The sequence below is a fragment of the Streptomyces fragilis genome (assembly GCF_003112515.1).
Lineage (GTDB): Bacteria > Actinomycetota > Actinomycetes > Streptomycetales > Streptomycetaceae > Streptomyces > Streptomyces fragilis.
Window position 1 is genome coordinate 184,836 of sequence record NZ_BEVZ01000001.1, and the last position, 14,628, is coordinate 199,463.

The 14,628-nt window shown below is 69.7% G+C and carries 13 protein-coding genes, 1 tRNA gene and 3 pseudogenes; 12 read left to right on the forward strand and 5 right to left on the reverse strand.

What is annotated here, in order from left to right:
- Positions 1 to 103: 103 nt before the first annotated feature.
- From Sfr03f_RS00770 to Sfr03f_RS00785, 4 genes are all read left to right on the forward strand, one after another.
- A complete protein-coding gene (locus tag Sfr03f_RS00770; protein ID WP_108951692.1) occupies positions 104 to 1,603 on the forward strand; it encodes a potassium/proton antiporter in 1,500 nt (499 codons plus the stop codon).
- Between the two features lie 140 nt (positions 1,604 to 1,743).
- Entirely contained in the window at positions 1,744 to 2,094 is a 351-nt protein-coding gene (locus Sfr03f_RS00775; protein WP_108951693.1) for an FmdB family zinc ribbon protein, read from the forward strand.
- Positions 2,095 to 2,220: 126 nt separating this feature from the next.
- Positions 2,221 to 3,063: an S-methyl-5'-thioadenosine phosphorylase gene (locus tag Sfr03f_RS00780; protein WP_108951694.1), complete on the forward strand. Its 843-nt coding sequence runs from the start codon at positions 2,221 to 2,223 to the stop codon at positions 3,061 to 3,063.
- Positions 3,064 to 3,171: 108 nt separating this feature from the next.
- Entirely contained in the window at positions 3,172 to 3,816 is a 645-nt protein-coding gene (locus Sfr03f_RS00785; protein ID WP_108951695.1) for a hypothetical protein, read from the forward strand.
- Positions 3,817 to 3,925: 109 nt separating this feature from the next.
- On the opposite strand, the gene Sfr03f_RS00790 is transcribed toward Sfr03f_RS00785, so the two are convergent.
- On the reverse strand, positions 3,926 to 4,192 hold the full coding sequence (locus Sfr03f_RS00790; RefSeq protein WP_108951696.1) for a hypothetical protein: 267 nt from the start codon (positions 4,190 to 4,192) through the stop codon (positions 3,926 to 3,928).
- Positions 4,193 to 4,355: 163 nt separating this feature from the next.
- Between Sfr03f_RS00790 and Sfr03f_RS00795 the strand changes: the two genes are divergently transcribed.
- Positions 4,356 to 5,084 (forward strand): DUF6227 family protein, encoded by a 729-nt coding sequence (locus tag Sfr03f_RS00795; protein ID WP_108951697.1) that lies wholly within the window; start codon positions 4,356 to 4,358, stop codon positions 5,082 to 5,084.
- Positions 5,085 to 5,105: 21 nt separating this feature from the next.
- Here the strand turns inward: Sfr03f_RS00795 and Sfr03f_RS00800 are convergent, their stop codons facing one another.
- Complete coding sequence (locus Sfr03f_RS00800) at positions 5,106 to 5,615, reverse strand: GNAT family N-acetyltransferase (protein ID WP_245967319.1); 510 nt, start codon at positions 5,613 to 5,615, stop codon at positions 5,106 to 5,108.
- Between the two features lie 244 nt (positions 5,616 to 5,859).
- On the opposite strand from Sfr03f_RS00800, the gene Sfr03f_RS00805 reads away from it, so the two are divergent.
- Positions 5,860 to 6,861, forward strand: coding sequence for a sigma-70 family RNA polymerase sigma factor (locus tag Sfr03f_RS00805; protein ID WP_108951699.1), 1,002 nt, complete (start codon positions 5,860 to 5,862; stop codon positions 6,859 to 6,861).
- Positions 6,862 to 7,241: 380 nt separating this feature from the next.
- Positions 7,242 to 8,549 carry a M6 family metalloprotease domain-containing protein gene (locus tag Sfr03f_RS00810; protein WP_108951700.1) on the forward strand — a complete coding sequence of 436 codons (1,308 nt, stop codon included), beginning with the start codon at positions 7,242 to 7,244 and terminating at the stop codon, positions 8,547 to 8,549.
- Between the two features lie 71 nt (positions 8,550 to 8,620).
- On the opposite strand, the gene Sfr03f_RS00815 is transcribed toward Sfr03f_RS00810, so the two are convergent.
- Complete coding sequence (locus tag Sfr03f_RS00815) at positions 8,621 to 8,857, reverse strand: hypothetical protein (RefSeq protein WP_159105505.1); 237 nt, start codon at positions 8,855 to 8,857, stop codon at positions 8,621 to 8,623.
- A 135-nt stretch (positions 8,858 to 8,992) separates the two neighbouring features.
- Here Sfr03f_RS00815 and Sfr03f_RS00820 point away from each other — a divergent pair.
- The 4 genes and pseudogenes from Sfr03f_RS00820 to Sfr03f_RS00830 all read left to right on the forward strand — a co-directional run bounded on the left by Sfr03f_RS00820 (position 8,993) and on the right by Sfr03f_RS00830 (position 12,248).
- A tRNA-Arg gene (locus Sfr03f_RS00820) sits at positions 8,993 to 9,065 on the forward strand.
- 169 nt (positions 9,066 to 9,234) lie between these two features.
- Positions 9,235 to 9,879: pseudogene (locus Sfr03f_RS30995) on the forward strand (serine hydrolase); the annotation flags it as partial.
- Positions 9,880 to 10,153: 274 nt separating this feature from the next.
- Positions 10,154 to 10,645: a DUF3515 family protein gene (locus tag Sfr03f_RS00825; RefSeq protein ID WP_108951702.1), complete on the forward strand. Its 492-nt coding sequence runs from the start codon at positions 10,154 to 10,156 to the stop codon at positions 10,643 to 10,645.
- Between the two features lie 1,006 nt (positions 10,646 to 11,651).
- Positions 11,652 to 12,248 (forward strand): TlpA family protein disulfide reductase, encoded by a 597-nt coding sequence (locus Sfr03f_RS00830; RefSeq protein ID WP_108951703.1) that lies wholly within the window; start codon positions 11,652 to 11,654, stop codon positions 12,246 to 12,248.
- A gap of 231 nt (positions 12,249 to 12,479) precedes the next feature.
- Here the strand turns inward: Sfr03f_RS00830 and Sfr03f_RS31755 are convergent.
- Both Sfr03f_RS31755 and Sfr03f_RS31760 read right to left on the reverse strand, forming a co-directional pair.
- Positions 12,480 to 12,913: pseudogene (locus Sfr03f_RS31755) on the reverse strand (transposase); the annotation flags it as partial.
- A 23-nt stretch (positions 12,914 to 12,936) separates the two neighbouring features.
- Positions 12,937 to 13,171: pseudogene (locus Sfr03f_RS31760) on the reverse strand (IS1380 family transposase); the annotation flags it as partial.
- Positions 13,172 to 13,741: 570 nt separating this feature from the next.
- On the opposite strand from Sfr03f_RS31760, the gene Sfr03f_RS31000 reads away from it, so the two are divergent.
- Positions 13,742 to 14,623 (forward strand): UTRA domain-containing protein, encoded by an 882-nt coding sequence (locus Sfr03f_RS31000; RefSeq protein ID WP_245967320.1) that lies wholly within the window; start codon positions 13,742 to 13,744, stop codon positions 14,621 to 14,623.
- The last annotated feature ends 5 nt before the right edge of the window (positions 14,624 to 14,628 follow it).

The window sequence follows — 14,628 nt, forward strand, 5'->3', positions numbered from 1 at the left end:
CGCCCCGTTCTCGCACGGGGCCGTTCGCAGCACCCCGGTTCACAGCACCTCGGTTCACAGCACCTCGGTTCGCAGCACCTCGGAGGGAAGGGAAGGGCGCCAACTGACTGTCGACCACCTCAACCAGCTTCTGCTCGGCGCCTCGCTCGTCCTCCTGGTGGCCGTGGCCGCCGTGCGCGTGTCCTCGCGCAGCGGGCTCCCGAGCCTCCTCGTCTACCTCGGCATCGGCATCGCGCTGGGCTCCGACGGCATCGCGGGCATCGAGTTCGACAACGCCGCGCTGACCCAGGTCATCGGCTACGCGGCCCTGGTCGTGATCCTCGCCGAGGGCGGCCTGGGCACCAAGTGGGGCCAGATCAAACCGGTGCTGCCGTCCGCCGCCGTGCTGGCCTCGGCCGGCGTCGCGGTGAGCGTGGCGGTCACCGCAGCCGCCGCCCACTACCTGGCCGGACTGGAGTGGCGGCAGGCGCTGATCGTGGGCGCGGTGGTCTCCTCGACCGACGCGGCGGCGGTCTTCTCGGTGCTGCGCCGGATCCCCCTGCCGTCCCGCATCACCGGCACCCTGGAGGCCGAGTCGGGCTTCAACGACGCCCCGGTGGTCATCCTGGTCGTCTCCTTCTCCACCACCGGGCCGGTCGAGCACTGGTACCTGCTGCTCGCGGAGATGGCGATGGAGCTGGCGATCGGCGCGGCCGTGGGCCTGGCGGTCGGCTGGCTGGGCGCCTGGGGGCTGCGGCGGGTCGCGCTGCCCGCCTCCGGCCTCTACCCCATCGCCGTGATGTCGATGGCGGTGACGGCCTACGCGGCGGGCGCCATCGCGCACGGCAGCGGCTTCCTCGCCGTCTACCTGGCGTCGATGGTGCTGGGCAACGCCCGGCTGCCGCACCACCCGGCCACCCGCGGCTTCGCCGACGGGCTCGGCTGGATCGCGCAGATCGGCATGTTCGTGCTGCTCGGCCTGCTGGTCAACCCGCGGGAGCTGGGCGACGACATCCTGCCCGCGCTGGTGATCGGACTGGTCCTGACGATGGTGGCGAGGCCGCTGAGCGTGATCGCCTGCCTGTCGCCGTTCCGGGTACCCTGGCAGCAGCAGGCGCTGATGTCGTGGGCGGGCCTGCGGGGCGCGGTGCCGATCATCCTGGCCACCATCCCGATGGTGGCCGGGGTGGAGGGCAGCCGCCGGATCTTCAACATCGTCTTCGTGCTGGTCGTGGTCTACACGCTGATCCAGGGTCCGACGCTGCCCTGGCTGGCCCGCAAGCTGCGCCTGGGCGACGACAACGAGGCCTCCGACCTGGGCATCGAGTCCGCGCCCCTGGAGCGGCTGCGCGGGCACCTGCTCTCGCTGACCGTGGACCGGGACTCCCGGATGCACGGCGTCGAGGTCGGCGAGCTGCGGCTGCCGGTGGGCGCCTCGGTGACCCTGGTGGTCCGGGCCGGCGCCTCCTTCGTGCCGTCCCCCGCCACGGTGCTCCAGCGGGGCGACGAGCTGCTGGTGATCGCCACCGACCAGGTGCAGGACGCCGCCGAGCGGCGCCTGCGGGCGGTGGCCCGGGGCGGAAAGCTGGCCGGCTGGCTGGGCACTTCGGGCGCGGCCCGGTGAGGGTGCGGCGGGGTGTGCGCGAGGCGGTCGTTCAGTGGTTTCGGTCACCGGACGGGGTGCGGCAGTGGACTGACGGCGTGGAATGCGTCAAGATGGATCGTCGTTAGCACTCATTGAGTGAGAGTGCCAGGAGGAAGACAGTGCCGACCTACCAGTACCAGTGCACCGAGTGCGGCGAGGGCCTCGAGGCGGTGCAGAAGTTCACCGACGACGCCCTGACCGAGTGCCCGAACTGCCAGGGCCGCCTGAAGAAGGTGTTCTCGGCCGTCGGCATCGTCTTTAAGGGCTCCGGGTTCTACCGCAACGACAGCCGGGGCTCCTCGTCGAGCAGCTCCCCGGCCGCGAAGTCCGGCTCCTCGAGCACGGGCTCGAGCGCGTCGGCCTCGGCCTCCTCCTCGACGTCGGGTTCGTCCACGTCGTCGACGTCGGCCCCGGCCGCCTCGTCGGCCTCGGCCTCGACGTCCTCGTCGAGCAGCAGCTCGGCCGCCTGACCCACCACGCCTCGCGGGCCCCGCTCCGTTTCCGGTCGTCACCGGGACCGGAACGGGGCCTTCGCGCGTCCGTCGTGGGGTCGGGGCCGTGTCGGTCCCCGTGGCGGAGGGCCTAGGGTTCGGGCCATGGTGAACACGGTGAGCGCCGAGATCGGCGTGATCGGCGGGTCCGGCTTCTACTCGTTCCTCGACGACGTGACCGAGGTCGCGGTCGACACCCCCTACGGGCCGCCCAGCGACTCGCTGTTCGTCGGCGAGATCGCCGGCCGCCGCGTGGCGTTCCTGCCCCGGCACGGCCGCGGGCACCACCTGCCGCCGCACCGCATCAACTACCGCGCCAACCTCTGGGCGCTGCGGTCGGTGGGCGTCCGGCAGGTCCTCGGTCCCTGCGCGGTCGGCGGTCTGCGGCCCGAGTACGGGCCGGGCACGCTGCTGGTGCCCGACCAGCTGGTGGACCGCACCAAGTCCCGGGCCGGCACCTACTTCGACGGGCTCCCCCTTCCCGACGGCACCGTTCCCCAGGTCGTCCACGTCTCCCTCGCCGACCCCTACTGCCCCTCCGGGCGGGCCGTCGCCCTCAAGGCGGCGCGCGGCCGCGACTGGGAGGCCGTCGACGGCGGGACCCTGGTGGTGATCGAGGGGCCCCGCTTCTCGACCCGCGCCGAGTCCCGCTGGCACGCCGCCCAGGGCTGGTCCGTGGTCGGCATGACCGGCCACCCCGAGGCCTCGCTCGCCCGGGAACTGGAGCTCTGCTACACCTCGCTGACCCTGGTCACCGACCTGGACGCGGGCGCGGAGACCGGTGAGGGCGTCTCCCACGAGGAGGTGCTCCAGGTGTTCGGCGCCAACGTGGACCGCCTGCGGGACGTCCTGTTCGACGCGGTGGCGGCACTCCCGGCGACCGACGCGCGCACCTGCCTCTGCGCGGGTGCGCTGGGCGCCCAGGACCCGGGCTTCGCCCTCCCGTAGTCCCGGCTCCCCCGCCCTTCACTCTCCCGAGTGAGCTGTGGACGGGGGTGCGGGGAGGGTTGTCCACAGCCTCCGGCGGGGGTTGCGGAAATGGGTCAGCGTAGGCCCATGAACACGCCCCTGTACGCCGCGAACACCTGCGCCCCTGACTGCTCCGGTTCCACCGGCTCATCCGCCGCCCCGCTGCGGCGACTCGGGCCGGGCGGGGTGCCCGCCCCGGGCAGCGTCCCGCTCTTCGCCCCGCTGCGGGTGCCCGGCGGGCGCCTCCGCCGCGGCGGCCGGCCGGCCCGCGCCGCGCCCCGGGTTCTCGCCGCCGCGCTGACGGCCGTCGCGGTGGCCGCCCTCGCGCCGGGACCGGCCACCTCGGCCTCACCGGCGGCGTCCTCGGCTTCGTCGGACCCCGGGGGCGGGGGCGGAGCAGGGGGCGCGCCGCAGGGCGGGCCTCCGCCGGGCGGGGAGCGGGTGGAGGCGCCGGTACGGCTGGCGGACCCTGCCGTGGCGGCGCTGCTGCGGCGCGGGGACCTGGTCGACGTGGTGGCCGCGGGACCGCGGGGCCGTCCGCGGGTGCTGGCGCGCGGGGTGCGGGTGGTCCGGCTGCCCGGGCCGACCGGGGCCGGCCCGGGCGACCTCGACACGGGCGGCGCGGGCGGCGGGGCGCTCGTGGTGCTCTCCGCGCCCCTCCCCGCCGCCGTGCGCCTGCTCGGCACGGCGCCGGACGACCGGCTCACGGTGGCCTTCCGGGGCGGACGTTGAGCGGCGTCGGGGCGGCGACCCGGCCCGGACCCGGCGGCTCGGAGGGGGACCCGACGGCTCGGAGCCCGACGGTTCGAAGCCCGACGGTCCGGACGTGCAGCCCGATGGTTCAGAGGTGGTGCGGCGGCTTCTCGTCGAGGAAGCGGCGGAGGTCCGCGGCGGTGCCCCCACCATGGGGGCGCTCGCCCCATCCCTGGTCGGTGTCGTCCGAGGACTGCTGGTCCAGCGGGTCGTCGAAGACCAGCGCGGCCCTGGGCCTGCGGGGCGCGGACGCGTCGGCGGGAGCCGGAGCCGCGTCGGGAGAAGAGCCGGGCGGGGTGCCGCCGGAGGCGTCGGCCGGGGCGTCGGTCCCGGCGTCGTCGGGGGAGGAACTCATCCGTCAAGCGTACGACCGGCGTACGCCTCCGCTTCGGGGCAACCTCCCAGGGGAAGTACGCGTCTCAACAACCGTACGTTTTCTCGGTTCCCGGACATGATGTCCGAGCGAGGGGCTACGGTATGCACCCACAAGGTGACAAGCAGCGACGCTGGGAGCAGCCTTGAGCGTTCCGTACGAGACGGCGGCGTACCCGGAGGAGCACCTGGACCGGCTCCTCGGCCGCGCCCTGAACTCCTTCGAACTGCCCGACGAGGTCCTGACGCGGCTGGACTCCGCGCTGGCGTACGACGGCTCGCTCCATTCCGCCCACCACAGCGCGGGCCTGTACCGGGAGACCCACCGGCACACCTGGCTGCTCTCCGACGGCTCCGTGCTCACGCTGTGGGAGCTGGTCCACAACACCGCGCCGGACGGCCTGGTGCGGCACGAGGTCTACGCGGACCAGGAGGAGCTGTCCGCGGCCACGGGCCGGCTCCCCCTGCCGTCCGACGAGCCGGCGCCGGCGGCGATGGACGCGCTGCGCCTGCCGCCGGTGAGGCTGCCTCCCCTGACCGGCTCCGCTCCGCCGTACGCGCCCGACGACTCGGCGGACCACCTGCGCCGGCTGCTGCGGCGCGCGGAGAACCCGGACCGTCCGGGCCCGGAGGCCGCGGCGGCCCTGCGGGCGGCGTACGCGCACGAGATCATCCAGGCCTTCGGACCGCCCTGCCGCACCGGGGCGGGGGTGTGCCTGTCGCTGTACGAGCACGCCTTCCTTCTTCCGGGCGGCCGCCGCACCTCCCTGTGGGAGGTCGAGCACACGGCGACGCCGGACGGGCGCCACATGTGCGAGGTCTACCCGACCGAGGAGGCGGCGCGGGCCGCGATGGAACGTCGCGTCGCCCCGTAGCGGCAGCCGTCGGCGCAGCCGTCAGAGGGCCTTCTCGAACCAGGCCACGTCCCAGTACCGCCCGAACTTCCGCCCGACCTCCCGGAGGACTCCGACGGGTTCGAAGCCGAAGCGCCGGTGCAGTCGCTCGGACGGTTCGTTGGGCGGGACGATCGCCGCGTACGCCCGGTGCACGTCCTCGTCCGCCAGCGCCTCGAACAGCGCCCCGTACAGCCGGCCCCCGACCCCGTGGCCGGTGGCGCCCGGCGCCAGGTAGACCGTGCACTCGACCGAGCTCAGGTACGCGGGCTTCGGACGGAACCGGCCCGAGGTCGCGTAGCCGAGCACCTCTCCCGTCCCCGTGTCCTCCGCGACCAGCAGGCGGTGCGGGCCCTTGGGGGAATACGCGGCCAGCCAGACGCGTCTGTCCTCAGGCGTGAAGATTTCGGTGTCGAACGTGTAAGGCGTCTCACACACGTAGTGGTTGTAGATGGCCGTCAGTGCCGCCAGGTCCCGTTCGGCACCGGCTCTGACCTGTACTTCCTCACCCACCGTGTTCCTCCGTCTCCGCGGTGCGGGCGGGCAGGGTACTGCATGCGGGAGGGACTGGTGGGACCGTGCGGGAATTCTGTCCCGTTTCCGGTCGTTGTATCCCACGGATGCCGGGCACCCGGTGACAGTGAGGCTCACACGCTTCAGCGTCACACCGAGCCCGCCGGGGGTGGTGAACGGCCGCCCGGGAGGCCGGTGTCCACAGCAGGAAAACGTCCGCCCACCATCGTTAGGGAGCACACGCATGGCAACCCGTGCCGTCGCCCGTCGCAAGTCCGCCACCTCCGGCGGGACGTCCGACGCGGCACGCAGCGTTCGCGCCCATGGCGGCGAGATCGCGGACCGCGACCTGGTCGGCATGTACCTGGACGAGATCGCGCGCACGCCGCTGCTCGACGCCGCCAAGGAGGTCGAGCTGTCCGAGACGATCGAGGCGGGCGTCTTCGCCCAGCAGATCCTCGACGGCGAGGCGGAGTCGAAGTCGGACGCCACCCGTGAGGAACTCGAAGCCCTGGTCGACGCGGGGGAGCGGGCCAAGGACGTCTTCATCCGGTCCAACCTGCGTCTGGTCGTGGCGGTCGCCCGCCGCTACCCGCGCAGCGGGCTGCCGTTGCTGGACCTGATCCAGGAGGGCAACGCCGGTCTGGTCCGCGCGGTGGAGAAGTTCGACTACCGCAAGGGCTTCAAGTTCTCGACCTACGCGACCTGGTGGATCCGTCAGGCCATCACCCGGTCCATAGCCGACCAGTCCCGCACCATCCGGCTCCCCGTCCACCTGGTGGAGGAGCTGGGCCGCATCCGCCGCGTGCAGCGCGAGTTCAACCGCGAGCACGGCCGCGACCCGGAGCCCCGGGAGATCGCCGAGGAGCTGGGCGCCACCCCCGAGCGCATCACCGACGTGCTGGACTGGGCGCGCGACCCGGTCTCGCTGAACATGTCGGTGGACGACGAGGGCGAGACCCAGTTCGGCGACCTCCTCGAGGACACCTCCGCGGTGTCGCCGGAGCAGTCGGTGCTCACGCTGCTGCGCAGCGAGGAGCTCGACGACCTCATCAACCACCTCGACCAGCGCACCGCGTCGATCATCAAGATGCGCTACGGCATCGAGGACGGCCGGGAGCGTACGCTGACAGAGGTGGGCAAGGAACACGGCCTCACCCGTGAGCGCATCCGGCAGATCGAGAAGCACGCCCTGCTCGAACTGAAGAAGCTGGCCCGCGACACCGGGTTCGACGCCGCAGCGTGACTTTTCCGCCGTGATCCCGCCGTTGCGGCCCCCGCGCAACGGCGGAAAAAGACCGCGTGAAGCTTCCGAGCGCGGGCACAACAACTGGGCCGGCCCCTGACAGGCCGCCCCTCCAATACCGGGCCCCGGTGCACTCCCCCCGGCATCGGGTCCCGCCCGCCGAGCCTCGGCGTCCTCTCCCCCCGTGGACGTCCGGGGCTCGGCCCTTTTCCCGCACGTCCGGTGCCTTCCGCACGCCCGCGCGCTCCGCCAAACCTCTTCTCCGCGAAAACCCCCGACCGGCCCCTCCCAGCGAGCGACGGTCACCGGTCCGGCCCAGGGTGATCGCAGGGGCGGCCCGGTGAACCGACCGGCCGCCACGGCGGAGTGGGAGGCCGAGCATGCCGCGCAGCGTGTACCGCCGCTCCATACCCGGCGACGGGGCGGGCTCCGCCCGTTCCCGTCGCATCGCCTCGCTGGCCACCCTGTGCGCCCTCAGCCTCGCGGTGTGCACCTCCGCGGTGAACGAGCGCACCGAGGACCCGACCGCGGCCGGCCCCGTCCCTCCGGCCCGCGCCGCCGTGGGGCTGGCCCCCTGCATGATCAGCGGCGGCCTGGACGCCCAGATGTCCGAGGGCGTGCCCACCCCGGCCGGTTACTCCGCCGCCACCGGCACCGTCCGCGCCCTGACCCTGATGGTCGACTTCCCCGACGCGCACGGCGAGGGCGACGCGATGGACCGGTACGCGGAGTTCTTCCCGCAGACCCAGGACTGGTTCCGCACCAGCTCCTACGGCCGCCTCGACTACCGCGCCGACGCCCCGGTGAAGCGGTGGCTGCGCATGCCGAAGGACTTCGAGGAGTACGGGATAGAACGCGGCGCCCCCTTCGACCCGTCCTACCGCGGGCTGGTCGAGGACATCGTCGACGAGGCCGACGCGGACGTCGACTTCCGCCGGTACGACCTGCTCAACATCCTGGTCACCCCCAACGCCGGCCCCTCCGCGCTGGACACCGTGCTCTCGGTGACCTTCGCCGCCAACACCGAGGCCCCGGTCGCCGACGGCGTCCCCGTCTCCCACACCTCGTTCGTCTACTCCCGCCAGGACGACGGCTCCGGCAGCTACGGCCGCACCGGCTACCGGGTCCTCCCCCACGAGAACGCCCACGTCTTCGGGTTGCCCGACCTCTACACCCAGGACGGCGGCGGCGCGGCCGGCCACTGGGACATCATGAGCGAGGACTGGGGGGCCAACAACGACCTGCTGGGCTGGCACAAGTGGAAACTCGGCTGGCTGGACGCCGGCCAGGTCAGCTGCGCGGCGCGCGCCGACTCCACCTCCGACCACGTGCTGACCCCGCTGGCCCGGGCCGGCGGCCCCAAGCTGGTGGTGCTCCCGCTCGACGCGGACTCCAGCTACGCCGTCGAGGTCCGCACCCAGGAGGGCAACGACGAGCTGGTCTGCCGCCCGGGCGTCCTCGTCTACCGCGTCGAGGCGGGCGTCGAGACCGGCCAGGGCCCGGTCACCGTCCACGACCACCGGCGCGACAGCGGCGGCTGCACCCACGCCCCCAACGTCCACGCCGAACTCTCCGACGCGACCCTCACCCCCGGCGACACCTTCACCGACCGCGACAACGGCATCCGCCTCCGCGTCCTCGCCAAGGGCCCCGGCGACACCTACCGCCTCCGCGTCACCCGCGACTGACCGGCCCCGCCACCCCCGCACCTCACCCCGCCGGCCCTCCGCCGTCGCCGGGGCCCACAGCCCACCGCCCTCTACGCCCGGTGCCGCGCGTACAGCTCCAGGTGTCCGCACCCCACGCACCGGAACGCCTCGATCTCCCACCTCTCCCGCCCGAACCGCTTGGCGCCCCCGAAGATCCCCCGCTCCAGCGGCCCGGCCACCCACCGCGCGAACCCCCGCGAACCCTCCCCCGCATCCTCGACGAACCCGGGCTCCAGCTCCCCGGCCCCGCACTGCCCGCACCGCTCGCCCCTCAGTTCCTTGTCCATGCCGCGGAGCCTAGGCCCACCGCCCCCCGCCGCCCACACCACCGACGAGCACAGCTCACGCGACATACTCCCCTCGACCACGAGCCCCCACCCGCTACACTGACCCCGGCGGCCCGGCCCTCGGCCAGGCCTCCTGCCTTCGTAGCTCAGGGGATAGAGCACCGCTCTCCTAAAGCGGGTGTCGCAGGTTCGAATCCTGCCGGGGGCACAACGCAATACTGCTCCGACCTGGGGGTTTATCCCCCAGGGAGGGCTCCTATTCGGCCTCGGACGTCTCGTCCGGGGCCGTTTGCGTGAGCGGATGGGGAGTTGTTCATTGGCATATCGCCCGACGGATCAGCACCATCCGGCACGGACTTCGGGCCGGGACTCCGCCCGTCTTCGACGTCGTCGGCATCACCACGATCCTCGCAGTCCGGTCCTCCGTCGGAGCCTCCTGGGGAGACGGCGTCCTCGGCCTCGCCGCCCCGCTCGGCACGGGTAGTCGGTGACCTCGTTCCAGAAGGAACACCTATCCGGCCAGCCGCTCGGCCAACTCTGCGAAATCCGTACCTGGCGCCCACTCGAGATGAGCTCCATCCGCTTCGGCCCGCTGGCCGCCGACACCGCATCACGCTGTGCACCCACCGAACTCAACCAGGACACCGGCACCCGCCTCAGGGGCATCGCCCATGGCTTCTCCGCCCGTCTCCTCGGCGGAGTCTGCGGCATCGCCGACACCTTCGCCGTTCTCGACGACCTGGGCGCCCTCCTCCGCTGCATGCTCGGCCACACCACCACCCCCGCCCGGGTGGGCTTTGCCCTGACTGGACCACACACTCCCTCACCGTGCAGACCGGCGGCCTCCAGCCGCCACGCGGCCTGTTCCGGCACCCGGCCCCACCAACCATCAGGACGTCTGGGTCCACTACGGCTTCACCGGAACCGGAATTTGGGTATCGCCCGGACCAAATCGCTGGGGAGTGACCGACAAGCATTACTGCACGCGCGATCACCAGCCTCTTACAGACATCCGCAACACCTCCTGTGCACTCTCCTCAAGCTGCTTTGTCGCCCCGTCAACCCGTCCGCCCCGTCGACAACTGCGTCAGATGAAAGAGCCTCGCCAACTGGCCTTCAAGCCTTGCCGGCCAGCCCTCACCCGCTTGCACAAGTCCGCCTGGTCCAGGCACTCCACGGCAGGGGAGTCTCGGAGTACAGGGGTACTGCAGGAGGTAGGCCGTCTAGGATGAATCCTCGGAGCCAGCAGAACACCTTCACAGCGCTCGCCAGATCACTTCGATAGGTCTACCCACCATGGAACACAACAGCCCTCGCCGCAAAGGCTCACGCCGCAGACTGTGGGTATGGGCCAGCGTGGCAACCATACTCGTCTGCGCCACCTCGGCACTTGCCCTGACGAAGATCCACAATATTTCGTCCGCGCCCCAGGGAGATAGGCCCGAGTGCACGAAGGTCGCTTCTCTTGCGCCGGGCAAGGTATCTGACAAAACGCGCGACTGGACCCTAGGGAATGGAGTCGCAGCTTGGGGCAACGCCTCTGCGGTTTTGCGATGCGGAGTGAGTGAACTGCCACCCACAACCAATTTGTGTATAGCCGCGGAAGGTATCGATTGGGTATTGGACGAGGAGCGCCTGGAGAGAGAGGGGGTTAGCGCCCTGCGGACGTACGGAAGGGCTCCAGCGATAGAGTTTACATACTACGGACCTCGCGAGGATGTCGGCGGAATACTGGTGGAACTCAAATCCGCAATCGACTGGATTCCACAGAATTCAAAATGCACCTAGCCGACGAGAACGCCAAACCCTCTAAACAATGAGCTACCGGGCCTGCCAGTGCATTGTCCCGACTTCATCGCCCGCATCACCCGGGTCATACTCGCACAGGCCATAGATATTTCCGCCATCCGTGGTCGTATACCAGCACGCCTTGAGATCCACACCCCCGAAGTGGAAATATTTCGCTGCGCAGATTCCATTGTTCTCTGCGATCGCACAGCCTCCCAGGGCGTCCCACGCCCCAGCGCCCTGGGGCCGGGGCGGCGGCAGTCAAAAAGCGAAGCAACCACCACAGCCACCCCTGCGCATTTTGCGCTATTTTCGATGACCGCGCGGCGAATATTCGGCGGCATCCCACCTCTCCGCAAGCCCCGAACGGCAATCGACCCCTACTGGAATATCTGCATTGCCTGAAAACTATCTGCACTCGGAAAAAGCATGTGGAGCTTTTATTCTCTGTGCCGAGGTTTCGATCTGAGTGCCAAGTGTGAGGTCAAAACTGGTCGGATGGGACTTGTGACGCAGGCTGCAGCAACGCGGTCGATGAAGGCCCCCGGTTCGGGGTCGGCAGCGGGCGCCGACGGTGGTGACGAGTCGCCCGCCACGGGGACAGGCGGAACCGTAGACGACTCCGGACGATGGGTGCGGACCCACCGTCAGGCTTGCCGCCTCGCCCACCATCCCCACATGCGGCACTCCCTACTCGGCGCATCATGGCCCTGCGCCCCCGCCTTCGCCCTCAGCTGGAACGGCACACCAGCCTCCCCCAGAGCACCTGAACAGAACAGCCCAGAGCCGTTCCCATAAGAACAAGGAGAACGCCGCACCCGAGCTGGAGAACCCGGCGCAGCAATGCGACAACCCCAGTGATCCACATGTGAGGGTTGGGGCGCTACGGGGCCGGCTAACCCGGACAAGCAAGGATCACCGCTGACGAAGCCAGGGTTGAACCGACAAGCAGCAACCGCAGTGGGCCGTCGTACAACGCTGCGGTCCCCCATGGGAAGCTTGACGCATGCCTCTCAAGATCGCTGCTCGTGCAGTCGCACTCACCTCGGTCTTCGTTGTCACTGCGGCCGCTCTGTCCGCCTGCGGAGACGGCGGAACGCCCGACCGCGCCGGGACTTCCTTTGTCTCAGGCGAAGAAGGCATTCAAACCATCCCAAAGGAAAATCGAAAGAGCGTTGGGAAGATCAAAGGCGAAACCTTGCATGGTGACTCCCTCGATCTTTCCAGCTATCGCGGGAAGATTGTCGTGATCAACGCCTGGGGATCATGGTGCGCCCCCTGTCGAGCCGAAGCTCCCTACCTCAACGAGGTGGCCAAAGAGTTGAAAGGTGACGGGGTTGCATTTGTCGGTATCAACACTAGGGATGCAGACAAGCGACTCCCTCAAGCCTTCGAAAAAGACTACTCGATCACATACCCTAGCCTGTACGACCCGACAGGAAGAATTATCTTGTCGGGCTTCCCGAAAGGAACTCTCAGCCTGCAAGGGGTGCCGTCAACCGTGGTATTGGATCGGGAAGGAAAAATTGCGGCGAGGGCATTTGGGGAGGTCAATTACAGCAGGCTACATAAAATGATTGACCCAGTCCTGGCCGAGAAGTGAAGCAGCCTCGGTCTTGCGTGACGGTCCACCGACGGAGTCGGTGGACCGTTTTCGTGCCATGGGCTGAGCCTGCGCAGGCTGAGGGCCCGAGTGTCGCCTCGGGGTGGCGCCAGGTTCCACTGCTCCGGGTGTGGGGGTGCTGTCGTAGGGACGGGAGATCCGTTGGTCAGCCGGGGTCGGCAGGAGTGTGAGCCGTTCGAGAGCGGCGGTGATGTGGCTGGTCCAGGGCTAATGTTGGATTAGGCGGAGTATCCGCCGGCGGCCGGTGGTCACGAGTTGTCCGGCCGCGGTGGACAGGCACAACCGCAGGCGGCGGGCCTCCCCGAGGCGGGCCCTGCCGGTCGGGACGACCTCGGCATCCAGGCCAGCAGGCCAATCGCGATCTGGACGATCTCCAGCCAGATCTAATTCTGAGCGGTGCGTTTCAGGGACAGGTTCCGCAGGCCGGTCGAGCGGGCGGCCCGGATGCGGTCTTCGGCTCTCGCTCGCAGCCGGTGACACAGTTCGAGTTCGGCGACCGGTCGGCCCGACGTGTTGGTGGCGAAGCAGGTCAGCCGCATGCCGTCCGCGTCCGTGAGCCTCAACTGTGGCTCGCAGTGCGGCCGTTTCTTCCTGACGATCAGCCGCCTGTCCTTCGGTCGGCCGTCCAGGACGTCGTCGGTGAGCTAGGCGAACCCAGGCGGCCGTCGGCCAACTGCCAAGCCCGCTCGCGTGCTTCGGCCCGCGCAGTGTGGACCACCCGCAGAGTCTTTTCCCCGAAGGCAGCAAGGGTGTCGGCAAGGCGCGAGGCCGTCGGATCGGAAGCAACCCGCCCGAGCACGATCGGCTCGGCCCGCAACATGCCGACGTCCGCGAGGGAGCCCTCCACCCAGCGCGACCGCCAACGCAACGCCCAGCAGGAATTTGCCCGGATCGTGCACCGCTCATGCCTTCCGTCAATTCTCGCCACAGCGGCTCTTACTACTGGCATTGCCATTACCGTTGGTGCCGGGACTGCCTCCGCAGCTCCCACTGCGTCGTTCTCGGTGGGCGCCATGCAGAGCGACGGGTCCCGTACCATCACCATCATCACTGGTGGCACCACCGCTGGCACTGTGAAGTGGACCGCTACTGGCGACAAGCTCACTGCAACCGATTCCAAGGCCGACGGCTACGGCATATCTGGATACGTGACGACCGACCCGTATCTGATAGCCGACACTGCAGGACACGCGTCTCCGTACACTGCGACGGCCCATCGAGACCTCACCGAAAACCGGAGTTACACGTTCTGGGCCTGCATCGGAAGCAACAGTGCGGGACTTTACTGCTCCAACGTTTACAGCGTGACCTCCTAGCAGCGAATAGGGGGCAGGCCGTCTAGGCAGTCTGCGGACCAAAACTCACGCTGCACCCCTTGGTCTCTGGACCGTTCCGGGTTGGCCAGAGTTGTCTGTCCGCCTTGCGTGAGCGGTGCGCGAGCGGACGACGCAGCAGGGGCGACACGAGCAGGAGTGGCTGACCTGCCGCATGACCCTGACCAGGAGAGGCAAAGCCTCACGGGAGACGCAGGCACCGCCAGCCAGGAATCCGATTCCACTCCTGAAGCGGGTGTCGCAGGTTCGAATGCTGCGACGGCAAGCAGGAAGGGCCAGTTCGGAGGCGAGAACCTCTCGAACTGGCCCTTCGTCGTGCTGGCGGCCGTGCCACACACGTGGCACAGGGCCCGGTCAGGACCCCTTCTCGTCCACCACGCGGCGGATCATCGAACCGAGTCGATCGGCGATCTCGCGGTCACGACCGTCGACCATGTGCTGGTAGATCAGCGCCGTCCGTGGGGTGCTGAGGCCCGCTTCAGTCCGGGGCGCTCTTCGACAAGGCTCCGAAGTGGCATCACCGAGGAAGCCCGCTTCCACGATCTCCGGCATACCGGGAACACGCTCGCCGCCGCGGAGGTGAACGCACGCGCACGGCTGGTGAAGGAAGGCGAGCAGCCCACCCACACGCTGACGAGCTACTACCTGCCCGAGCATGTCGAGGGAACCCGTCTTGTCGACCCGACACCAGGACCGGCCGGACTAGGTGGCGGGTTCCGGGTGCTGTACGACGCCGGCTACGGGATCGACCACATGAAGGAGCAGCTGTCGGCCCGCGTCCCCACCGCCGACGAAGTGAAACTGCTGCAACTGCCCCCGGGTGAACCGGTCGTCGAACTGCACCGAACGGCCTACACCGCCGAGGGCCTCGTGGTCGAGTTCGCCATCGGCGTTCACGCCGCCTCGCGGTTCGCCTGGGGACACCAGCAGCGACGACCCCAAACGGCGCAACCCCAGCGACCGGCAGCGCCCCACGCTGGCCCCCGAGGGCTTCCCGACAGCCTGTATGACGTTCAATGACCGAT